Raw genomic sequence first — 20,624 nt, forward strand, 5'->3', positions numbered from 1 at the left:
AGATCAATTTTTCCGAGCGTCTGATCGTCCGATCGTCGCGCGTGTCGTTGCTGCTTGGAAGTCACGCTTGACAAACTTGTGACCGCCTCAACGCATCTATTTCTCTGAATAGTGAGCCTCATCTCCCGGCGTTGGCTCGCGCATCTCGGTTTTATTAGCGTCTTCCACCCGCCAGTTTCGCCTATCAGTATGGGCGTTCTCATCATGAGGCCGACGCCATACTGTGTGTCCGTTGAACTCCTGATGGAGCGCCCAGCCAAGCCCCTTCGGCCTCGGCTGAATTTCAACATTCCACGGTCCTTCCATTGTTTCGACAGTTTTGGTGTAGGTCTGCTCTACCTCACTGCCAATCAGGTCGACCGTCAGGCATGGCGGAAAGGACGGCTGCTCCTCAAACCTGAGATCGTTGCCAGTGGATTCGACGTGGTGAATGTAAAATCGTTTCAGGGGCATCACACTACCTTCTCGCGCCTTACAACGCGCGACCGCATCCAATCATCGACCTCGTTCAAATTGGTGTAATCGATGTTGTTGATTCGAGTTGGCTGCGGGAAATTGAGCGACGCGTCGCGTTGCCAGCGCCAAATGCACATCGCAGAGACGTCGAGGTAGCGGGCTAGCGCGGCGTTTCGTACCCATCGGGGTGTCGGCGGGCCACATCTGGGCGCCGAGACATCGGGCCTCGAATTCCTGCTCATCAATTGTTAGATCCTGTTCTAACAGAAGGAGCAATTCTAATAGCAAGTTCTCGGGGCACCAAAAACCTCACAACGGCAACTGTTTTTGTGCCGTTGCGGCGCTAGTCCTAGCATTACTTTGGCAGATTTATTCACGCCGCGGCTTTCCGCCGATTTGTCTTCTGCAGTATGGGCATCGCTGAGGTCGTGGTTGAACGATGAGATCGACGATGAGTTGGCGTACGGCCGGCAAGCTTGGCTGAGGTGGAGGTACCATCGGTTCTTTTTTTTCCGCCCGCTTGTGCGAGACGACGATGCCGGAGAAAGGCGTAAGCGATCATGGTCATGAGTGCGTGACGGTGGAGACCTTGCCTGGATCCCCCTGGAAGTGATCAAGCCCGAGTTCCTCCTTCAACTGCTGACGCGCCTGTTCGCGGATCATCGAGCCTTGATCGCGCCGAGGCCATATCCCGCGTCCGCCAGCACCCAGCCGAAGTGCACGCCTCTCGGCCAGCGCGATCTCTGGCTTGGATCGTGATGTTCGGTATTCGACCGGTACGCCGGCGCGCCTCAAACGTACCGTATCAGCAGTTCTCGGGGAGGAAGAGACGCAATGCGAGCATCACTGACACTTCACCCCGCGCAAGCGTCAGCGGCACCAGGGTGTGGCAATTCGCCGTTTTGCCGAGACTCGATGCATATTGCGCAGCGACACCAACCGAGCGTTCGCCCTTCTTCGGCATCGCCGTGTCGTCGATGACCAGCACCGCATCTTTGCCGCCGACCAGGCGATCCGCCTGACGAGCAATTCCGCCTGCAATGGCGCCGCATCCCAGAGGCCATCAGCGATGAAATGGTGCAACTGGTCATACTCGCCCGGTGCCAGCCGCGGCCGCCATCGGCTGGACGCTCTTGCGATTGCCCGGTCCAACGAGGCTAAGCCTTCTGGCGGCTTTTTCGCCGCCACGCCCTGAGCATCTCATCGTTGAACAGTCCATACTCTTCCAGCTCCCGGAAGTGCTCGACGCATGCATTAGCGCAGCTTCCTTTCTTGCGGGTTGCCATTTTGTAAAGTAGGTCGGCGGTCGTGAAGAATTGGCCGTCCTTAGTTCGTGACGGGAGTTGATTTGAATACCAGTGTGTTAGCTGAAAGGCATGTCGGGCCGTAACCATCTTTCTGGCAGCCGCGAACTTGGTACCACCGCTGGGCCGGACGTCGATCCTGGCGGCCAGCACCTCGCTCTTCTCGATGAGTCGACTGCAGTTGCGGAGAAATGTGCTCGGTGTCAGCCTCAGTGCCACATCATCGGGCAACTTGCTGATCTCGATGCACAACTTCCTCGCTGCCTTCGCGATCTGTGTCAGCCGCCTCTCGACCTCAGCGGGCCGTACTGTCGTTGGCTTGACCTGTCTGATCTTCCAGATGGCGAGGGCGATGTCGCGGCGGCATTCCTCCAGCACCTCTGGCGGCGGGCCGAGATGCTCGACCACGAGATCGATGTCATCGGCGGACACGACACCTTCTGGCGCTTCCGCGTTCGAGTCCGCATCCCAGAAGGCATAGAACGAATTCATGTCTTTAGGGCGCTTCGTGATCATCGCTGGCCCTGCTAGATCTGGGCGATCGACTTTGGCCCTGGCCCGCGTGCTCGTCTTGAATTTGGCTTCGTCGACGTGCGTGATCTTCAGATGAGGATTGTGCTTCTTGAGAAACTCGACCATATCCGCATATCGGTCCCACGCCTTTGATCCCTTGACGCGCGGGGGCGGCCAGGTCACCTCGACAATTTCCAGGTTGCCGCCGAAAGTGGGCTTACTTGGCATGGTGTGTCGCGGTGGCTTCGGTTTTGCCAAGGATCACGCCTCCTTGTCCGTCAGCCGACGCAGCGGCGTCACGATCGCCAGTCGCCTGGAGATCAGGCCCTCGACATGCGCAGCCCAACGCTCTAGCGCTGCCTTGCGCTCCAGCAGAAGCACGGCCCTGTTATAGACGCCCGCCACGCCGCCGCGGTGTCCGCTGATGTGATTGACCGCCTGCTCGATGACGTCCGGCCTGATGCCTAGCTCGGCATGCCGGTCACGGCGGTACGGCGAAGGTCGTGAAGCCCCCACTGCTGGATCGCGAAATTCTCGCCGCGGTCTTCTCTAGCGAGCTCTAGCATTTGACCTTCTACCTTTCGCTTGATCTTCGACCAGCCAGAGATCGGCGTGCTGCCAGTGGTGGTTAACACATAGGCCCCGAGCACCGGCTGCTCGACGATCAGAGCCATGGCGGCCGGGGGCAGCGGCACGATGTGCGGCATTTTATTTTTTGTCCTCTCCCTCGGAAGATGCCACTCCCCGTCCTTGCGCAACTCATCCCACCGCATGCCGCCAATTTCGCTGCGGCGCTGCCCCGTGAGCAGCATGATCTTCAGCGCGGCCTCGAACGCCCCCATACCCTCGCACGCATTCCAGAACCATTTGATTTCCTCATTGCTGAGGACCCTGTCGCGGGCAGATGGCAGGTGAGGCGGCGCGACAGTCTTGCAGGGATTGAATTCGACAAGCCTCTGGCGATGCGCCCACGTGAAGAGCGCGGACAGCGCAGCGCGAACGTGGCGGGCTCGATTCTCGTTTCCTACCTGCATCGCAAGCCAGATGTCGTGGCCATCTATGTCCCGCAGAGATCGCTCAGCCCACAACTCGGCCAGTCCGTGCTTAATCAACTGCGGCTCATCGTCTGGCGGGTAGGAGAGTCCGAGCCGCTTGGCGCGGTCGCGCCAGCCGCGCAGTCGCTTTCTGGCGTGCTCCTCTATGTATCGTCGGGCAATGGGCGCGAAGTGCTCCTTCTGCTTCTCCTCAATCTCGGCCAGCCTCCGGTGTCGCTCTGTCTTGTGGGTGGCGATCACATCCTGCTGAAGGCTGCGCTGGCGGCTTATCTCTGCGGCCAATTGTCTGGCAGCCCGCAGTGTCAGAGGCATGCCGATCGTCGGCTCGGCAGACATCTCGCCGCCGGTAAGGACTGGCCCGAGCGTAATCTTGCCGATCTTCCCGCCGGGGCGGCGAAACCTCATCTGCCACGACTTGTGGCCCGACCGCTGAATGATCAGGAATAGCCCTTGGCCTTGGCAGCCGAGGTCTCGAATGCGGCGCCGCTCCTTGCCAGGCTTGAGCTTGGAGACGGCAACGTCCGTGAGCAGGATAGCGGAAGCGGACTTGGGTTTGGTCATGGAAAGAGCTTGCTGGGGTACACATGGGGTGCACGGAAAGGGTCGTTAAGCTGAAATAGTAACAGGTTATAACTTCGGCTACCAGAAGCCAAACTCGGTAGCTTTATCAATTAGATAAGAAGAAAAAGATGTTAGGCAAGGTTTTGGCTTGTTAGGAGAGGGCAGGAGAATCATAATCCTGGGGTCGGGGGTTCGAGTCCCTCTCCCGCTACCAAAAATGCAATAAAGTCAATCGCTTATGGCCATGGGTCCTTCGGCGAAAAAACTCCGTAGCAAATCCGTAGCAAGCGTTCGGCGCTTATCTTTCGTGATCAGACGCACCGCTTAATAGCGTTGCCTCTCTGCCGCAGCGCACACGATCGTTCGTCTCATGAAAGTCTTCATCGCAGCCGACATCGACAGCGAGGTCGGGCCGCACGACTACGACGTTCCGGGGGGCCTGGACTTTGACGTCGCGGTGTGCGCCGGCGACGTCCACCACGCCCAGCGGGCGGTGGGCTGGCTAACCAACCAGCCGTCGCTGTGGAGTAAGTCGGTCCTCTTCGTCGTCACCACTCACCGCGTGCTCATCCACTACAAGGCCCGGATTGAGGCGGCGCATGCGTACGGGATCCAGCAGCAGCCGCGCTACGTCGACGAGGAATTGCGGAAGCGGTGGGCTGGCGTGATGACCGCTCGGGCTCAGCACCCCATGACCGCCGTTAACGCCAACGTGTAGGTGAACAACTCGCACTGACGCGGCTAATACCAAGAAGCCAGCAGGGAATCGATGGAAGAGATTCTTCCACAACTTCCTTCGCTATTGCGACCACGTGTGCGCCATCTACAGTGTCGTTCGAGAACACCAGCGGCGCGAAGCATCGGGAATATCGTCTTGGTTGCCGGGGCGCTACATCGCATCTCATTTAAGCCGAGCCACCGTACACCCCGGTCGATCCAAGAAGCAGATGCAATTTAAAAAGAACCCGCCGTGACGGCGGGTTCAAGCATTCAGCGGCTGCGGACCCAATCTCGCAGCTCGACAAGCCCGTCCATGAGCGAGCCATCGACCGCGCAGCCCTCTTCCCTTGCCTGGTTCAGATAGGCATCACAGATGACTTGGAGCTCTGTGCCCGTGGTTTGCCCGGTGACATCACCGCCCGGCGCAACCCACTCCCGCACAAACTCACCAACTTCCACTGGCTTCAAACCCTTCCGCTTCATTCGTCTTCTCCGAAAGCCATAGAACTGCCGAACTCTGTGTGACCACAGCAGTCTGCGTTTCATACAAGCTAAAGCTTGGACGCGGAGTTCTAATGGTGTTGATAACGGACCCGCGCGAACGCGGAAAAAAGCAAAACCTACCCGCGCGGAACGCGGAAAACACATGGCAGATGCGTACAACCGAAGCCACCTACTTAAGTTTTCTTGTAAACGGCTTCAAGCCTCACGGCAGCAATTGGTTAATGCCTTCGCGGGAGTGCAGGCGCGTGAAGGCTTTGTCTACCGTCCACGTGAATAAGACCCTAAAACAGCTGCGACGATGGTCTCCGCTTCGCCAAGCGATTGACCCATCCTGGACCGGCACGACGGCGCTTGCTGGGATGCAGGTAGTTAACATGGAAGTCGGCAAACTCCTTGAGGCATTGCCCCAAACGAAAAGCCATGCCCCCGAACCCGGACTCGACTCTGTGTTCTTGTTATAGGCGGTGCGAAATCGAGATCGCGGCCGTTCTCCACAGCAAAAGATTTTTGTCAAATTGACTAAATTTGTTTTTCGTTGTCTCGCCCCCGCGCGCCGGCATAATTCGCCAATGGATATTCGGGAGGTGGCGGTGACGGACTCGGACTTCGAGGCGGAAGAGCTCTACGACATGGCGTTCGACGGCACGGGCTGGGAGCGCGCATACCATGCGGCGATCGAACGGTTGGCGTTCGAGGCGGCGGCGAAGTGCGTCCATCCCTACGATCCGGACACGTTCGTGGATGCCGTCGCGGCCTCGATCTTCCATCCCGACGTCAGGACCGAGATTGTCCGTATCTTCATGGCGGGCATCCGCGATTTCATCAACGAACAACTCGACCTCGGGCTCGACATAGAGATGACGCGCTACGGAGGCGCCTTCGCACGCGGTGGTAGCGTCTACGGACGGATCGAGACCAATATTTCCGACGCGGAGCTCGTCGAGCGGATCCAGCGTTTGATGGTCGCGCGCTGCGGCGCCGTACCTGATTTCGCGTTGGATGCGCAGGACGCTTTTTGATCGAATGGTTGCTGGAGTGCATCGAGGTCGCCGAGAGCAGCAATGTCGACCACTATCCGGAGGGCGACTGCGCGATGGCGATTGCGGAGAGGCTCCAGGAGGACGGCCTCGTGCTCCAGTGCCTCCGCAAGGCGTTGCGCCATGCCGAAGTGGAGCGGCGCCTGGGCGATCCCGGCGTTGTCGCCTTCGAACAGAAGCATCGCGCGAGAGCGAAATACTTCTGAGCAGCAGAAAATCGAAACCACGATTTAAAGTACATGACCGATCATCCTTGCAAGGGCATGACCAGAGCCGCGACCCTCGCCTTCGAGGCCATCGCCATCAACCAGATTCCGCGCTGTTCGAAAGCGACCCTTCAGAAGCTGATCGATTGCGGGCTCATCGTGCGCCAGGACAAGCTTCTGCATTTCAACGACGGGCTGCCGCCGGTGAGAACGGAAGACTATTTCGTGCCCGTGGCGATCCACTATCAATGGTGCGTGTGGGGCCGCGAGCGGTTTCGCGAATAGGGCTATGAAACCAGTCGCGAACACAGCAAGCAAATGGGGCATCGGCGGGTCGCGTGGACGATCCGGTTTTCAAGGCGAAAATCAACGAGCTCAGGGCAGGGATAGTCGCTGCAGAGCGCGACCGCGACCGGGCCGCGAAAGCGGAGTTGGCACGGATGGATCTGCTCGAAGCGAGATCTTCCTGGGCAGAGGCGCGCGCATTCGCCCGCCGGCTCGAAAGCGCGTCCAGGCGACGAGCTCGTTCGCCTCAGACGCTTGATCATACAAAGGATCCGTACCGTGCTTGCCGAAGTTCGCTTTTCCTCCAACTCGATCGCAGTTGTGGTGGAGCTCCCGGGTAAGCCGCGCGAAACGCCATTCGGGCCGATGAGGTGGATGCGAACCATCGAAACCAAAACGGACGGGGACGTCGAGCGATTTTTCGAGACTGGGCAGGGAGCCTAACAAGCCGGGAGCGGGAAGCTATCTCTACCCCGCGGAGAGATTACCTGAGGCTGGATGAACGAGCGGCAGAGAGGGAGCGAATTCCCGATGTTGAAGATCAGAACCGCCAAAAACCGAAGATGAAGGATTCCGATGAACGACGTCGAGCGGCTGCCGCGCTCCCCGCCGACCCGCACCGCGACCATCGTCGAATCGGCGAGATGGCCGATGCGGAGCGCGACGTCGACACCCTCGTCGATCAGATTGACCGAACGGTCGAACATCAGGAGCTTTGCCGAGACCGTCGGATAGGCGTCGAGAAACGCATCGAGGATCGGTCGGAGCACCATCTCGCCCGACACCACGGGTGCGGTTATCGTCAGCAGGCCACGAGGCGCCGTGCGCGGTCCGGCCGCGATGTCGTCTGCCTCTTCCAACTCGGCGGCGACAGACCGCCACGTAGTGCTCGCCCTCTTCGCTGAGCCTGATCGATCGCGTCGTCCGGTGCAGCAGCTCGGCGCCGACCCGCTCCTCAAGGAAGGCGATGGCGCGGCTGACGGCCGCCGGGGAGCGGCCGATCTTGCGCCCCGCCGCCGCGAGGCTTCCCTCGTCCACCGCAAGGACGAACACGTTCATTGCATCCGTCTCCCTCCATGGTGATGGTGGGTACGGAGATCACGGGCGCCTGCGCCAGACGCGCCTCGTACGCGTCGTATTTCGCCTCGCCATCTGCGAGGCCTAGCCGCCAGCGGTAATTGTGGACCACGATCGCCACATGATCCGGATTGTCGAAGGCCTGAGCGCTGCGATCGAAGGTGGCATCGTCGAAGTGCCACTGGGGCGACGCGAGTTGCCAGATCAGCTTCGAGAAATCGTGGCGATACTTGTCGTACCCCTCGCGGCCGCGCTCGGTCGCGAAATAGATCTGGTACCACCATTGCAGCTCGGCCTTGGGCGGCAACGGCATCTTGCCGGCCTGCTGGCTGCCGATCAGATAGCCGCTCACCGAGACCGTCGCCTTGACCCGCTCCGGCCACAGCGCGGCGATGATGTTAGCGGTGCGCGCACCCCAGTCGAAGCCGGCAATGGTCGCCTTATCGATTTTCAGCGCGTCCATCAGCGCGACGATGTCTGCGGCGATGGCCGAGGGCTGTCCGTTCCGCATCGTCGCCTCCGACAGGAAGCGGGTAGTGCCGTAGCCGCGTAGATAGGGGACGATCACGCGATGCCCGGCGGCGGCGAGCAGCGGGGCGACGTCGATGAAAGCGTAAATATCGTAGGGCCAGCCGTGCAGCAGGATCACGGGCGGACCGTCGGCTGGGCCCGCCAAAGCGTATCGCGCACAAGGGTATCTGGGTCGAGCCGAAACTACTTGCCGAGATCGAGTACCGGGCCAAGTCGGCGGAGGGAAAAGTTCGCCATCCCTTCTTCAAGGGTCTGCGCGAGGACTTGTGAACAACGAATCTCGGCGGACTACTAACGCTCAGGCTGCCGCGGCTGCTGCACCCAGTTTGTCATTCGGCCTGCAATATTGGCTCTGACTCACTTTTGATGAAGTTCAAGCGTCGGCTCGCGTTGGTTTCACAAAGGAATCAATATGATGCAGCGAGCCCTACGTCCGTCGGCCTTGGTCCCTCGCGGATTTGACGTGGAAAGCGCCTTTTGTGATGGCGCTACGACCGTGATCACCATACGCGCCACGAGGGGGACGAGTCTCTGCCCCAGCTGCGGGACCAGTTCTGGGAGGATCCATAGCCGATATCAGAGGCGCCTAAATGATCTGCCGCTGGCGGGGCGGCAGGTTCGCCTGGTGGTCGTGGCGCGCCGCTTCCGCTGCGTTACTGTTCTGTGCGGTCGGCGTATTTTCACTGAGCGCTTCGACGACGGCGCTCTGGCACCGTGGGCGCGGCGAACGACCCGGCTCGATCTGATCGTCCATCACCTTGGCCTTGCCTTGGGTGGCCGCCCGGCGGCGAGTTTTGCCCGTCGACTTATGCTGCCCGTGAGCAACGACACATTGCTTCGGGTGGTTAGAAAGCGCGGGTGTCCGCCCTTTGCTGCGCCGAGCGTTATCGGCATCGACGATTGGGCCTGGCGGCGCAATCAGCGGTACGGAACGATTATCTGTGACCTCGAGCGGCGACGACCGATCACTCTCTTACCCGACAGAGAGCCAGCCACTGCGCAGGCCTGGCTCGCGGGGCAGCCACAAATCGCTGTGGTCGCGCGCGACCGCGGCGGTGGCTATGCCCTTGCTGTGGCCAAGGCACTCCCGCACGCCACCCAGGTCGCCGACCGTTGGCACCTCATGGAGAACGCCAGCCACGCCTTCCTGGATGCGGTTCGCAAATCCATGCGCCAGGTCCGGATCGCGGTCGGCTCCGCCACCATAAATCCCAACTTGTTGACCGCCGCCGAGCGCATTCAATATGAGGGCTATCTTCGGCGAGAAGACACCAACGCGGCTGCCGCCGAGGTGTTGGTTAGAAGAAAGATATGACAGCTGCTGCGGCGGGGTGACCAGCGCGGTGAGGAGGTACGGCGAGAGCGAATTGGCATTCACGGGGCCTGACACACGGTATTCGGCGGCGTTGTGGATGATCACGTCGAACTTTCCGAGCGCATTGATCTGCTCAGCGAGTGTGCCCGCGTCTGGTCGAGATGCCGGAGATCGCCGATTACCACCTCTTCCAGCCCCGGTAGGTCGCGTCGCACGTCGGCGGCGCGTTGGGCATTGCGGGCGTGGGCGACGACCGTGTGGCCGCGCTTCAAGAGGTAAGCGGCGGCAAGCTGGCCGGCTCCGGCGGTTGAACCGGTGATGAGCACGCGCTTCGGCTCGCCATCGAGTGGCTGAACGTTCTCGCCGATGTAGACAAGTTCGTCGGCAACCTCCTGCGTGTTGTACACATCGACACCGTAGAGGTCGCCCTACGGCTGGACGCTTTTGCGGGCTGACTCGGACGGCGTGGGGTAGCAGTGGACTTCTGCGGCAAGGGTTCAGCGCAACCGTTGGATGCGAGCGCGCCGGCACCAACCATGACACCGGAAACGAGGAGGGATCGTCGGGTAATTTCGGTTGTACTCATGCGTTGTCTGCTCATTATTCCTGGTGCCTCGGCACGCGGTCACGTGGCTAGACTTCGTCGATGACGAAGCCGAAGGACTCGAAGTCGATGCTGTCGATGTCGATGGTGTCGCCGGAATTTAGTGCGTCGATCCGGGCCAGCTCGTCATTCGTCAACTCGAAGTCGAACACGTCGAAGTTCTCGGCGATACGTCCCGGGTTGATGGACTTCGGGATGGCAGAGCGGCCCTGCTGGAGGTGCCAACGCAGGATCACCTGAGCGTTCGTTTTTCCGTGTTCCTCGCCGATGGAACGGATCGTCGGATCATTCAGCGGGTTGGAGGTCTCGCCGTTGTAGCTGCGGATCCCGCCGATTGGAGACCATGCCTGGGTGAGGATGCCGTGTGCGGCGTTCTTCGCCTGCAACTCGGCGCGGATGTTGTATGGGTGCAGCTCGATCTGGTTGACCGCCGGAACGATGTCAGTCTCTGCGAGCAGCGCATCGAGCCGGGCGGGCACGAGGTTGCTTACGCCGATGGCGCGAACGGCACAGTCAGCGAGGAGCTTCTCCAGCGCCTTGTAAGCCTCGACGTTCCGGTCGAACTTTGCGATCAGCGGTTGGTGAAGGAGCAGCAGGTCCAGCTGCTCGACGCCGAGCTTCTTGGCGCTCTTCTCGAACGCATGCAGCGCCTCCTCGTACCCATAATCAGAGACCCACACCTTGGTCTCAATGAACACCTCGTCGCGTGGAATTCCGGAACGACGAAGGCCCTCGCCGACCTCGCGCTCGTTGAAGTATGCGGCGGCGGTGTCGATGTGCCGATACCCTACTTCCAGTGCCGACTGGACCGCAGCGGCAGTCTCTTCTGGCGCGGACTGAAACACGCCGAAGCCGATGGCAGGCATTTGGATGCCGTTATTGAGGGTCAATTGAGGGGCGCTATTTGTCATGATCTTTCTTTCGTCTTTAACGGGCGGCATCAATGTCTCCTGGCACGCCGGTCGCCGGATTCCTTGGCACGATTGAATACCCCGGTATTAAAATGCACGCCGCGCGAAGTGTTATCCGGGCCGCTTTGCGAATACATCCTTGGCGACGTTGGCGGCATTCATTGCCATAGGCCAACCGGCGTAGAACCCAAGGTGAGTAATGACTTCAGCGACTTGCGCTTCGCTCATGCCGTTATCGATCGCCTTGTTGATGTGATAGGGAATCTGGGCCGAAAGATTGGCAGTGATCAGCGCAGTCATTGTTACAAGGCTGCGATCGCGCGGGCTCAGCGCTGGACGGAGCCACAAATCCCGGAACAGGACATGGGTCGTGTAGTCGGCGAGGGTTTTGAACGCAGGCCCGAGAAGTCCATCAACAATGGCGACGCGTGCCGCCTCGACCTGCTCATCGAGCGGAAGAAGTTCCACGTCCGCTTGTGCAAGTTGGCTGAGGTCGATTCCACGTTCGGCAAAGATCTTGGCCGCCACGCGGACGGCGGCGCCGCCATTGCCCCATCCAGAATAGAAGGAGAGCTGGGTTATCGTCTCCGAGATCTCGGTCGCGGTGACGCCGTTGTCGAGCGCCAGACCTATTTGGTGCGCAAGCTCATCGGTTTGCCCGCGCTGGATCATCGCAGCAACCGTCACGAGGCTGCGATCTCGCGGGGCCAGGACTTCGCGCGACCACAAATCGCCGACGACGGTTTCACGCGTATAGCGCGCGAGTCTGGGAGAGACGGCTTCGATCGTCTCCGTCTTAAGGGAAGTGGTGTTTGTCATAACCGGAGATTCCTTGGCTCAACGGCGTCACGCAAAGGAGACGCCGGAAATCGTCTGAAGATAGGCCATCAGGCGGTCCTGAGTGGCACCGTCATATGCGGCGGAGGCAGCTTTCCTCCGCTGGCGATGATGAAAATACTCGCCAGTCACCCTGGCTGTCGGCTCCTGGCTCACCGCGAGCCAGGCCTGTGTGTCCGCGCCGAGGTCGAGATTGTCGGGAGCGCCTGCCCCTCCCAACTTGGTCGGGACCCACCCCGGATCTACGGCATTGGCCATCACGTGCGTCCAGCGTGCCGCCACAGCCATCGTTAGGATGGTGTCGTGGAGCTTGGTATCCGAATAGGCTTGCGAGGCATTCCAGCGCCGATCGGCCCATTGTGCATCGTCGAGTTCGGGCCGCCCGCCGGTATGCATCCCGGAACTGAGATAGATCAGTCGGGCAGGTGGGATCATCAGGGCGGTCAGCACATACGGCGCAAGCACGTTGACCGCGAATATCCGTGCCAGCCCGTCTTCGGTCACAAAGCGCTCGCGGTCATGGTACCCCGTGGCCACGTTGTGAATGACGGCATCGAACCGGCCCATGGCGTTTGCCTGGCTCGCAACTGACTGCATCGCCGCCAGTGTCGAAAGATCGCCCTCGATGACGCTCTCACAGCCTGGTAGCGCCACGCGCGCGGCATCTGCCCGCGCCGCGGCCTTCTTCGGCTGCTTGGCAGCGCGTTGAGAACGGGACGCTGTCTTCTTCGCCCTTGCCGCTGCCACTCTCTTGTTGGCTCTCATAGGGGCAGGCCCGCGCTTCTTCCGAGCGAACAGCGGAGCTGGCGTGGCCGCAGCGTCGGTCGCTTCCGGAATGTAGACCTGTTCCTTTGTAGTTGCCGCCACCGCTTCGGGATCCGGCTTGAGCGCTGCCGCGGCTGCTGCCGAAGCGGTGTCCACGATTTCTGTAACCGTGTCCGAAATCCTATCGACTATCGACTTTTTCTTTGCCAAGTGAGCCTCCTGAGTGGATGAGAATACCTGCCGCTAGGTGCACACGAACGACAGAGCGTCGGGATCGGATACTGCATTCGTCATATGGAGGCGCTCGGATCGGCCGGGCTCGGCGGTGGTAGCCCATATTCCGCTGCCCGCTTGGCCGCGAGCTTTCGGTAGGCTTGTGCCTGGGTCAACAACTGGTCTTTGAAGCTGGTATCGGCCTCGTCCAAAGCCAACTGCTCGAGCTGGTGTGCTCGTTCGAGATATTCAGTTAATAGTTTCACGAAACGCGTGCTTTTTCGTTCGGTCTGGTGAGCTGACGCAGCGGTGCCGCGGCCGATTGTTTTGGCGCAGCCAGCCAATCGTCCATCTGGGCTGCCGCCTCAGCTTGCCGGCTTCGCCTGATCAGATTCTCTCGCTGGGTACCCGGCGGCGACTGCTTGGCCGCTTCCCGGCACTTGGCCCCCTCTTCAAGTAGCCGCTCGTGAAATGACTTCGCTTGAGTTATCCGGCGGCGACTTTGAGTCATGCGTGAGCATCCTTTGGAGGGTGCAACGCGCATTCTCCAGTCGTTTAACGCGCGACAGGAACTTACGTTCCAAAACACGGAACTGCTGCGGGAATCTAAAGCAGCATCCGCAGCCTCCATGAGAACCGCTCAATAATGACGCGGGGTTACCGATGGTAATCGCCTTCCGGCCTAGGGGTCTGGTGCAAAAGCTCAAGAGCTCCGCAGAGGAGTGCCTCGCTGCGGTCAAAAGCCCAGCTTCGTGACATCCATTCTTGAGCCGACAACACGCCGCTTTCTTTCGGATTTATAGATGCGACAATTGTGGTGAGCAGTCATGGAGGTCGGAGCAATGTTAAAGGTGCATGTAATTGGGTAAAGTGCCCTGGGGGCAGCGCATATGGTATCTGTACTTTTGGTCGAAGATGGACCGCTCATTCGCATGATGATTGCGGACATGCTGGCGGAGTTGGATCATAGCGTTGCTGGCGAGGCTAACGATCTGCAGAGGGGGCTTCTGCTCGCTTCTGCCCCATGCGTTTACGCCGCCATTCTCGACGTACAGTTGGAACAGATCGTTCTGAACCCATCGCAGAAGCCCTGCGAAGCAGGGGCATACCTTTTGCCTTCGAAAGCGGGTATGGCGCGGACGGGGTGCCCGAAGGATTTGCGGGTCATCCGGGCCTTCAAACCTTCAAAAGCCATTCCCTCTGAAAGAGCTTGAACGCTGTTTAGCGACTCTGCTGCCCTAACAAACGCCCGTAGTCTGTTCCATCACGCGCGCGAGGTCTTCTTCCGAGAACGGCTTCCTGAGCATCGGGAAGCCATCACGCCTTCGCTCGCGGCCCGATAGCTGGAGAACTTTGAGTGAGGGCCGAATGCGCATGGCGCGTTCAGCCAGTTCATGGCCGTCCATGCCGGGCATGTTGATGTCGGTGATCAAGATCGAAATGTTCTGCTGACGCGTCAATTTTTCCAGGGCTTCATCGCCGCTGTTTGCGCATACGACCTGGCAGCCAATGTCTTCGAGCATGCACGCGATCACGTCGAGCACGGCGGTGTCATCATCAACGACTAAAACTGTATGTCTCATTGAAAAAACCTCTGATTGCTTAACTTAGGTGAAGTTCGGAAGTTCCGACATTCGCTACTCCATCTATCCTGAGGGTTTTCGCCTAACGCCGTACCGGCGACATCCACCAAGAGGTCCTAACCCACGGCTGGTGCACTGGATTTGCCTACATTGAAGTTCGCATAGACCACGCTGGACTGTGCAACTCTAGTCCTGAGCTGATCTAGCCATGTCCGCAATCAAATAGGACCCATGTCGTGCGTGGTCCGTTACCTTGCCATCACTGTCCACGATTCCGGGGCGTCGGTGACTGAGAGACGCCAACGCATTCCCGCCTTTTGAGCCGGGAGAGCCTCGTGTGGCGACCGTTTAGCCGACAAACAGAAGAACTACTCGCTCGGGCTCAGCGGGCCGTCGACGACGCCATTCAAACGCGTCAAACCACGCGGCTCTTGCTTATGGATGCCAAGCAGCGCCGGCAAGCGGCTTTTCCTAACCAGCCTAGTGGGGTCCCAAAAGCCGTCGGAGTGAACTGTAGTGCCTTAACGGACGTATAAAGAGCATGGATCACGAAAGAGAAAAGGAAGTCACTCAGGACAAGTTGGCGCGATGCCTGCAGCTTGCGCGGGAGTTCCCCAGTGGTCCAACAGCAGAGATGATACGCGACCTCGAAGCAGAGCTTCGCGGACAACTCCGCACCTTGGAAGAAAAGATTAGGCGGACGGGGTGAGCGGCAGCTCTTAGACGGTAACCGCGTCCGCTCGTAGGCCTATCTGAGTCAGAAGTCATCTAGACAGTAGGTCGTGCAAAAGCGCAAACGTGATCCGCCGCAGCTTCCCAGCCGCGTTTCACGCCTGATGTGGCGAAGCATACCGTGTGCCGGGTTCTCGGCTTGGAGCCAGACCCGCTTGCGGGGTCGCCGCCGGTAGCGTTTGACGGTACTCGCCGTCGACCACGGCCAGTACCATTGAGGAATCGACGGGCGTGCGCGAGCGGTCGGGCGACTTGGCGGCAGGATTTTCGATGAGCAGCTCGTTCGAGTCGAGCGCTACAACAATCCGCTGAGGTGTCGCCATGCGCCGTTTCCGAAGCGCCGTCGAGGAGGTCACGCACCTTCCTAGATCGCTGAAACCGAACGGCTCGACGATCAGCTGCACTTCCTTGTCGAGCCCCCTGTAGTGGATGACCGCGTTGCGTATCCCGTCGTGAACAGAACCTTTCCGGGCGCTCAGCCTACGATGACACCTCCGCTGCAGGGGCCGCTCTTGCGGTGCGAGACCACTAGGGCCGAAGTGCCCCTTCGCCTTGCAGCGGCATACGGAAGGTGAACCTGGTCTCCGCTTCGGACGAAGCGACGTCAATCGAACCCCCGTGAGCTTTGGCAATCTCCGCAGCGATGTAGAGGCCCAGCCCTAGCCCTTGCGCCGGTCCGTGAGCCTCTCCCCGGTAGAACGGCTGAAACAGGCGTTTGCGAGCTTCCTCCGGAATGGCAGCGCCTGCGTTCGCCACAGAGAGTTCGAACATTTCTGCCTTGGCGCTCGCTTCGACGCGCACCGGCTCGTCCGGCGCGCCGTGGCTGATCGCGTTGCCGAGCAGGTTGGAGAACAACTGCGCGACGCGGGCTGGATCGCAAAACACGGGGGTTCGAGTTGAAAATGGGTTTCGATGTCACGCTCCGGATGCGCGGCTTTCAATTCCGCGACCACCTGGTCGAGAACGGGTTCGATGGCGGTGATGGCCTTGGACAGCGAGATGCCTCCGCCAAGCCGACCTCGAGCCAAATCCATGACGCTTTCGATCATCTTGGCCATGCGCCCCACGCTGCTCTGCATCATGGCCTCTAACCGCAGCGCGTCCTCCGGCGTCTTGGCCTTGAGCATCAGCCGCGCGCCAGCCGCGATCGATGCGAGTGGATTGCGCAGGTCATGGCCGAGGACGGCGATGAACTGCTCGCGCAGTTCGGCATTTTCGCGCTCCTGTCGCAGACGCTCTTCCAGAGCCGTCTTGAGCTCGTCGCTCTCGTTGCGCGCGTCGATCAGCCCGCGCTCGTAACGGCGCCGGTCTGCGGCCCGCATGATTGTCAGGCGCGTGAACAGGAGCGCATCAGCGTCGGTCCGCCGCTCACGCGCGTTGGCGATTGCCGGCAGCCGCGTTCCGGTTTTGGTCAGGAGATCGAGCGCGAACTCGTCGAAGAAGCCCTGCATGCGCAGCAGCGGCGCGACATGGGTCTCCAGGAATATGCGCCCCGCCATGTTGAGCAGCTCGCTAAGCCGCATCCCGGGAAGGTCATCGGGCTGGTAGCCCATCCAGCCCGCAAGGGTCCGATTGGCCCGATCGATGCGACCGTCCGGACGAACGGAGAGGTACCCGCAAGGCGCGTTCTCGTAGAGATCTTCGAAGTCGCTGTCGGCGGGATGATTGTTGTTCACTCAGACGAAATCTCGAATTGCGGCGACGACTTCGTCGGGCGCGCTGAGGTTGGGACAATGGCCGGTCGCCTTCAGCACGACCATTGTGCTGTTCGGGATGTTGCGGTGGACGTACGCACCCACTTGTTGCCCGGCGATGATGTCTTCGCTGCACTGGAGAATCAGCGTGCGCGCTTTGACCTTGGCCAAATCGGCCCGGTTGTCTGAGAGAAAGGTGACCCGGGCAAATTCCTTGGCGATGGCTGGGTCGGTACGGCAGAAGCTGTTGGTCAGTTCCTTGCCGAGTTCGGGACGGTCGGAGTTGCCCACGATGGCAGGCGCCATCTGCGCCGACCATCCCATGTGGTTCTCCTCCAGAAACGAAAGAAGCTCTTCGATCTGCTGAGCGCTGAACCCGCCGACGTAGTCGCTATCGTCGATGTAGCGCGCCGAAGGCCCGACCAGCACCAGGCTCTCGAACAGTGTCGGATCCTTGATCGCGGCAAGAACTCCGATCATCGCGCTCACGGAATGCCCCACGAATACGGCGTCCTTCAGGCGCAGCGAGCGCCCGATCTCGACGACGTCGTCGGCATAGCCGGACAGCGTCGAATATTTTTGACGGTCGTAGGCGGTGAGGTCCGAACGGCCAGCTCCCACGTGGTCGAACAGCACCGTGCTGAAATCGCGCTCGAACGCAGGCGCCACGAGGCGCCACATGTTCTGGTCGCACCCGAACCCGTGGGCAAACATCATGGCCCGCTCGCCGTGACCCCGGATCTGCACGTTGTTGCGGAATTCGATTGACACCGGGACCCACCCCCTTGCGCATGGCCCATTGTTCTCACACCCGTACCTTAGGTCAAACGGTGATCGGCGTATCCATCTTCTATTGCCGGGCTGACCCGCAGCGCAGGAGAAGTCTCGATATAGCCTCAGCCAACTGGGCGCCCGCGAAGGGTTTGGCCAGGAGGACGCTTCGGGGAACGCCATTCGCCGCCCAGCGATGCGCGCTATCGCCGGACACGCACAGGATCGCGCAACTTGGATCGTTCTCCCGCGCGAGACGGGCGAGCTCCCACCCATCCATCCTGGCGCGGCCCAAATTGATGTCGTGACGAGAGCACGCGGCAAAGGCCTCCCGCTGAGAAGGTTGGTTGCCTCCTCGCCAGATGCGGCGCTGAGTACGCCGTATCCTGCCTCCGCCAAGGTCTCCTCCAGCATCTCCCGCAGGAGATCTTCATCCTCGACCAGAAGAATTGTCGATCTTTCTGCGGGATCTTGGGAGTTGCTCAGGTGCATCTCGCATCTCTCATCGAAAAAGGGCACCCGTCCACAAGCAAACGTGCCACCCGCTCCAACATAGCAAAGGGCGAAGTGTTCACCTTTTCAGCCATCCGCGCCGAGCGACGATGCTGCTGCTGGTCGGCGTCGCTGCGTTGCTGGTGCAGCAACCGGAGCTAGTCGTGACCGGACTTCGGTGGTGAGCGGCCGTCCTTTCGCCTTCTGAGAAGTTAGGCCCGCAGGGGGCACTGCCCTCACGAATGAGAGGCGTTCAACCACACGGGCGCCTCGCGGGCCGCGAATGCGCGATCGTTTCTGAGCACGTCGCTGCGGAGGCCGGCAGAACAGGCAGGCGACGAAACAGACGCTGTCAATATTCGCATGGGAGCAAATCCCGGCTGGGGTCGATCGGCGCAAGAACGCCGAGGTCGCGGGGAAATCTCCTATTTCGCCGGCGGCCGTAGCGGGCTGTCCGCCCACTTACGGGCCGTCGGGTCCTGCAGCGGGTCGTCTCCGCAATTGGTGCAGACGTACCGCAGCTTCCCGTTGGTGATTTCGTCAGGCACAGCCTTCATCGGCTTGCCGCACGCCGGGCACGCCTTCCGAACCGGATAGGACACTTGCATCTGATTTTCCCCTGCGACGGCCAGTCTACGTCCGCCGCCATACCGATCTCAAGACGGTCGCGGAAAGTTGCAAGAGCGTGTCGTGTGCCTTCTTGACTCAACGACCGCGGGCTACTCAACTCGGGGCAGTGATGTTGTGGGTGCGTCATGGAGCAGGAATTCTATCAGGGTCTCGCGCAGCGGGTCCGTGTCATCGCCGAAAGGGCCGATCCGTTCACCCGACGTCGTCTGCTGGATCTCGCTAAGCGGTACGACGCCAAGAGCGGCCCTGGGCAATCTGGAGCAACTGAACGACCACTGCCGATCCCGCGCACCACGCAGCCGGCTTCCATCTTCTCCGAACCGGGCGAGGCCTGACCTCAGGCCTTCCCCGCCAGCCGGCTGCTCCGTCGCGTTCAGGAAAACTGGAGATCCGGCGATGTGAATTCAAGGCCGCGCCCTATGTCGTCGTCCGTTAAGAAGGCGAATTGAGCGGGGCTGGACCGGCCAGCACGCGGCATAGTCGGACCAGGAACAGGCACAAGAGTTCTCTGAGCCAGGCTAGGATGCGGCGGAAGTTGTGGCCGACGGCTGAGAGGATGACGTTGGCGGCGTCTCCGGCACGGCCTTTGAGGTAGCAGCGACCGAGGTGACCTTCGGTCTTCATGTGGCCGATGATGGGCTCGATGGCGGAGCGGCGGCGCAGCTCGCGCTTGATGACGCCGAAGACGCCGCGCTTTTGGCCGGAGATGAAGACGCGACGTGGATTTTGAGCATCGTGGCCGCGGTATCCCTTGTCGACATAGGCCCGCTCGATCGGACATCCGGTGAGCGTCTCGGTCCGGTCGATGACGTTCCGCAAGGTGTGACCGTCGTAGGGATTTTCGGGCAGCGAGCTGGCATGCAGTACGAACAGGCCGCCGGGAGCTCGGCGATTGTTGGTGACGATGGAGGCCTTCACGCCGAACTCGTAAGGGGCTGAGGCCTTGCCTTTGCCGATGCACTCCACCTCCGGGGCATGAAAGGAATAGAGCTTCCAGCCGCGCTGGCGCTGCTGCTGGGAGCGGATCTGGCTGGCTCGGCCAAGCGGAAGGGCGAATGCCTCCTCGAGGGCTGGCTGGCCCTCGATCTTGCGACGGATGTCGCGGATGATCCTGCCCAGCCGGCTGCGCAGGATACGCAACTGCCGCTGATGCCGCCCGAACTGTTTGGCATGGGCGTAGCGGCCCGCCATCATCGCAGCGGCCTTGGCCACGCGAGAATAGGATTGCCGGAGCCTGACGCTGTGCCTTCTCGCCAGGCGGTTGAGGCCCTGGATGGCCGCATGAAGCAGCTTGGCGTCGGTCGGGAAAGTGATGGCCTTCGGCTGCATCGTGGTGTCGACCGTGACGCGCTTGAGGTCCTGGCTGCGTAAGGCGCCGGCTTCGTGCGCCACCCGCAGGCTCTCGGCCAGCAGCAGCTCCAGCTTGTCGCCGAGCCGCTTGCGCCAATGGCTCAGGTCCGAGCGTTCGTGCGGGAAAGCGTGCCGGAAAAACTCTTCGCCGGTGAAGAACTGGAAATAAGGGTCGTGGACCCAGCGCTCGCACACCCCCTCATCGGACAGCCCGTAGATATGCTTGAGCAACAACAGCCCGATCATGAAGCGGGTCTCGATCCCGGGCCGGCCGTTCTCGCTGTAGAGCGGCGCGACCTCGCCGTCGATCCAGTCCCAATCGATCTTGCCGGCAAGCAGAACCAACTCGTGCTTCATGTTGATGATCTGGTCCAGCCGCGCCCGGAACAGATCGTTCGATCCCGTCGTCCTGTGCTTCTTCGGCCGCATCGTTCCCTCCGATGCACCACAGAATCATGGTCCGCAGGGAAAGGGAATC

Annotated in this window: 20 protein-coding genes and 6 pseudogenes; 8 read left to right on the forward strand and 18 right to left on the reverse strand. The window is 60.7% G+C overall.

Annotated elements, in window-relative coordinates:
- Nucleotides 1–96 precede the first annotated feature (96 nt).
- From IVB07_RS07880 to IVB07_RS07900, 5 genes and pseudogenes are all read right to left on the reverse strand, one after another.
- Nucleotides 97–453, reverse strand: coding sequence for a hypothetical protein (locus IVB07_RS07880; protein ID WP_247767570.1), 357 nt, complete (start codon nt 451–453; stop codon nt 97–99).
- Between the two features lie 376 nt (nt 454–829).
- A pseudogene (locus IVB07_RS07885) lies at nt 830–1,612 on the reverse strand (transposase); the annotation flags it as partial.
- A gap of 1 nt (nt 1,613) precedes the next feature.
- The gene (locus IVB07_RS07890) at nt 1,614–2,531 is read right to left on the reverse strand and encodes a hypothetical protein (protein WP_247767571.1); all 918 of its coding nucleotides are present in this window, start codon (nt 2,529–2,531) and stop codon (nt 1,614–1,616) included.
- 3 nt (nt 2,532–2,534) lie between these two features.
- Nucleotides 2,535–2,789 carry a hypothetical protein gene (locus IVB07_RS07895; RefSeq protein ID WP_247767572.1) on the reverse strand — a complete coding sequence of 85 codons (255 nt, stop codon included), beginning with the start codon at nt 2,787–2,789 and terminating at the stop codon, nt 2,535–2,537.
- Nucleotides 2,738–3,889: a tyrosine-type recombinase/integrase gene (locus IVB07_RS07900; RefSeq protein WP_247767573.1), complete on the reverse strand. Its 1,152-nt coding sequence runs from the start codon at nt 3,887–3,889 to the stop codon at nt 2,738–2,740. Before IVB07_RS07900 ends, IVB07_RS07895 begins: the two co-directional genes overlap by 52 nt.
- Before the next feature lie 370 nt (nt 3,890–4,259).
- Here IVB07_RS07900 and IVB07_RS07905 point away from each other — a divergent pair, with 370 nt between their 5' ends.
- A complete protein-coding gene (locus IVB07_RS07905) occupies nt 4,260–4,607 on the forward strand; it encodes a hypothetical protein (RefSeq protein WP_247767574.1) in 348 nt (115 codons plus the stop codon).
- Nucleotides 4,608–4,879: 272 nt separating this feature from the next.
- Here the strand turns inward: IVB07_RS07905 and IVB07_RS07910 are convergent, their stop codons facing one another.
- Nucleotides 4,880–5,092 carry a hypothetical protein gene (locus tag IVB07_RS07910; RefSeq protein WP_247490977.1) on the reverse strand — a complete coding sequence of 71 codons (213 nt, stop codon included), beginning with the start codon at nt 5,090–5,092 and terminating at the stop codon, nt 4,880–4,882.
- Nucleotides 5,093–5,703: 611 nt separating this feature from the next.
- On the opposite strand from IVB07_RS07910, the gene IVB07_RS07915 reads away from it, so the two are divergent.
- The 3 genes from IVB07_RS07915 to IVB07_RS07925 are packed head-to-tail and all read left to right on the forward strand — an operon-like array spanning nt 5,704 to nt 6,641.
- Entirely contained in the window at nt 5,704–6,132 is a 429-nt protein-coding gene (locus IVB07_RS07915; RefSeq protein ID WP_247767575.1) for a hypothetical protein, read from the forward strand.
- Nucleotides 6,129–6,356, forward strand: coding sequence for a hypothetical protein (locus IVB07_RS07920; protein ID WP_247767576.1), 228 nt, complete (start codon nt 6,129–6,131; stop codon nt 6,354–6,356). Before IVB07_RS07915 ends, IVB07_RS07920 begins: the two co-directional genes overlap by 4 nt.
- 33 nt (nt 6,357–6,389) lie before the next feature.
- A complete protein-coding gene (locus IVB07_RS07925) occupies nt 6,390–6,641 on the forward strand; it encodes a hypothetical protein (RefSeq protein ID WP_247393189.1) in 252 nt (83 codons plus the stop codon).
- A gap of 608 nt (nt 6,642–7,249) precedes the next feature.
- On the opposite strand, the pseudogene IVB07_RS07930 reads toward IVB07_RS07925, so the two are convergent.
- Nucleotides 7,250–7,700: pseudogene (locus tag IVB07_RS07930) on the reverse strand (LysR family transcriptional regulator); the annotation flags it as partial.
- Nucleotides 7,701–7,707: 7 nt separating this feature from the next.
- Nucleotides 7,708–8,400 (reverse strand): annotated as a pseudogene (locus IVB07_RS07935) (alpha/beta hydrolase); the annotation flags it as partial.
- Here IVB07_RS07935 and IVB07_RS07940 point away from each other — a divergent pair.
- Nucleotides 8,394–8,519 (forward strand): annotated as a pseudogene (locus IVB07_RS07940) (DNA ligase); the annotation flags it as partial. The pseudogenes IVB07_RS07935 and IVB07_RS07940 sit on opposite strands and share 7 nt — an antisense overlap.
- Before the next feature lie 145 nt (nt 8,520–8,664).
- Nucleotides 8,665–9,513 (forward strand): annotated as a pseudogene (locus IVB07_RS07945) (ISL3 family transposase); the annotation flags it as partial.
- Nucleotides 9,514–9,665: 152 nt separating this feature from the next.
- Here the strand turns inward: IVB07_RS07945 and IVB07_RS07950 are convergent.
- The 5 genes from IVB07_RS07950 to IVB07_RS07970 all read right to left on the reverse strand — a co-directional run bounded on the left by IVB07_RS07950 (nt 9,666) and on the right by IVB07_RS07970 (nt 13,238).
- A complete protein-coding gene (locus IVB07_RS07950; protein ID WP_247454021.1) occupies nt 9,666–9,971 on the reverse strand; it encodes a hypothetical protein in 306 nt (101 codons plus the stop codon).
- A 226-nt stretch (nt 9,972–10,197) separates the two neighbouring features.
- The gene (locus IVB07_RS07955) at nt 10,198–11,109 is read right to left on the reverse strand and encodes an aldo/keto reductase (protein WP_247454022.1); all 912 of its coding nucleotides are present in this window, start codon (nt 11,107–11,109) and stop codon (nt 10,198–10,200) included.
- Nucleotides 11,110–11,190: 81 nt separating this feature from the next.
- A complete protein-coding gene (locus tag IVB07_RS07960; RefSeq protein WP_247454024.1) occupies nt 11,191–11,898 on the reverse strand; it encodes a carboxymuconolactone decarboxylase family protein in 708 nt (235 codons plus the stop codon).
- 27 nt (nt 11,899–11,925) lie between these two features.
- On the reverse strand, nt 11,926–12,891 hold the full coding sequence (locus IVB07_RS07965) for a hypothetical protein (RefSeq protein WP_247523677.1): 966 nt from the start codon (nt 12,889–12,891) through the stop codon (nt 11,926–11,928).
- A gap of 80 nt (nt 12,892–12,971) precedes the next feature.
- Nucleotides 12,972–13,238 (reverse strand): hypothetical protein, encoded by a 267-nt coding sequence (locus IVB07_RS07970; protein WP_247454027.1) that lies wholly within the window; start codon nt 13,236–13,238, stop codon nt 12,972–12,974.
- A 588-nt stretch (nt 13,239–13,826) separates the two neighbouring features.
- Here IVB07_RS07970 and IVB07_RS07975 point away from each other — a divergent pair.
- A complete protein-coding gene (locus IVB07_RS07975; RefSeq protein ID WP_247454029.1) occupies nt 13,827–14,108 on the forward strand; it encodes a hypothetical protein in 282 nt (93 codons plus the stop codon).
- 24 nt (nt 14,109–14,132) lie between these two features.
- Here the strand turns inward: IVB07_RS07975 and IVB07_RS07980 are convergent, their stop codons facing one another.
- The 4 genes and pseudogenes from IVB07_RS07980 to IVB07_RS07995 all read right to left on the reverse strand — a co-directional run bounded on the left by IVB07_RS07980 (nt 14,133) and on the right by IVB07_RS07995 (nt 17,674).
- Nucleotides 14,133–14,477, reverse strand: a complete 345-nt coding sequence (locus IVB07_RS07980; protein WP_249802597.1) for a response regulator — start codon at nt 14,475–14,477, stop codon at nt 14,133–14,135.
- Nucleotides 14,478–15,304: 827 nt separating this feature from the next.
- Nucleotides 15,305–15,613, reverse strand: coding sequence for a hypothetical protein (locus IVB07_RS07985; protein WP_247454031.1), 309 nt, complete (start codon nt 15,611–15,613; stop codon nt 15,305–15,307).
- A 124-nt stretch (nt 15,614–15,737) separates the two neighbouring features.
- A pseudogene (locus IVB07_RS07990) lies at nt 15,738–16,885 on the reverse strand (PAS domain-containing sensor histidine kinase).
- Nucleotides 16,886–17,674, reverse strand: a complete 789-nt coding sequence (locus IVB07_RS07995; protein WP_247767577.1) for an alpha/beta hydrolase — start codon at nt 17,672–17,674, stop codon at nt 16,886–16,888.
- Nucleotides 17,675–18,921: 1,247 nt separating this feature from the next.
- Between IVB07_RS07995 and IVB07_RS08000 the strand changes: the two genes are divergently transcribed.
- Entirely contained in the window at nt 18,922–19,131 is a 210-nt protein-coding gene (locus tag IVB07_RS08000) for a hypothetical protein (RefSeq protein ID WP_247454037.1), read from the forward strand.
- A 97-nt stretch (nt 19,132–19,228) separates the two neighbouring features.
- On the opposite strand, the gene IVB07_RS08005 is transcribed toward IVB07_RS08000, so the two are convergent.
- Nucleotides 19,229–20,575, reverse strand: a complete 1,347-nt coding sequence (locus IVB07_RS08005) for an IS5 family transposase (protein ID WP_247767578.1) — start codon at nt 20,573–20,575, stop codon at nt 19,229–19,231.
- Nucleotides 20,576–20,624: the final 49 nt, after the last annotated feature.

The organism is Bradyrhizobium sp. 172, from assembly GCF_023101065.1.
GTDB classification, from domain to species: domain Bacteria; phylum Pseudomonadota; class Alphaproteobacteria; order Rhizobiales; family Xanthobacteraceae; genus Bradyrhizobium; species Bradyrhizobium canariense_D.

Coding starts and splice junctions, on each gene's coding strand:
- IVB07_RS07905 (WP_247767574.1), top strand. CDS start 4,260: ATGAAAGTCTTCATCGCAGCCGACATCGACAGCGAGGTCGGGCCGCAC.
- IVB07_RS07900 (WP_247767573.1), bottom strand. CDS start 3,889: ATGACCAAACCCAAGTCCGCTTCCGCTATCCTGCTCACGGACGTTGCC.
- IVB07_RS08000 (WP_247454037.1), top strand. CDS start 18,922: ATGGAGCAGGAATTCTATCAGGGTCTCGCGCAGCGGGTCCGTGTCATC.
- IVB07_RS07925 (WP_247393189.1), top strand. CDS start 6,390: ATGACCGATCATCCTTGCAAGGGCATGACCAGAGCCGCGACCCTCGCC.
- IVB07_RS08005 (WP_247767578.1), bottom strand. CDS start 20,575: ATGCGGCCGAAGAAGCACAGGACGACGGGATCGAACGATCTGTTCCGG.
- IVB07_RS07960 (WP_247454024.1), bottom strand. CDS start 11,898: ATGACAAACACCACTTCCCTTAAGACGGAGACGATCGAAGCCGTCTCT.
- IVB07_RS07955 (WP_247454022.1), bottom strand. CDS start 11,109: ATGCCGCCCGTTAAAGACGAAAGAAAGATCATGACAAATAGCGCCCCT.
- IVB07_RS07880 (WP_247767570.1), bottom strand. CDS start 453: ATGCCCCTGAAACGATTTTACATTCACCACGTCGAATCCACTGGCAAC.
- IVB07_RS07910 (WP_247490977.1), bottom strand. CDS start 5,092: ATGAAGCGGAAGGGTTTGAAGCCAGTGGAAGTTGGTGAGTTTGTGCGG.
- IVB07_RS07975 (WP_247454029.1), top strand. CDS start 13,827: ATGATGATTGCGGACATGCTGGCGGAGTTGGATCATAGCGTTGCTGGC.
- IVB07_RS07980 (WP_249802597.1), bottom strand. CDS start 14,477: ATGAGACATACAGTTTTAGTCGTTGATGATGACACCGCCGTGCTCGAC.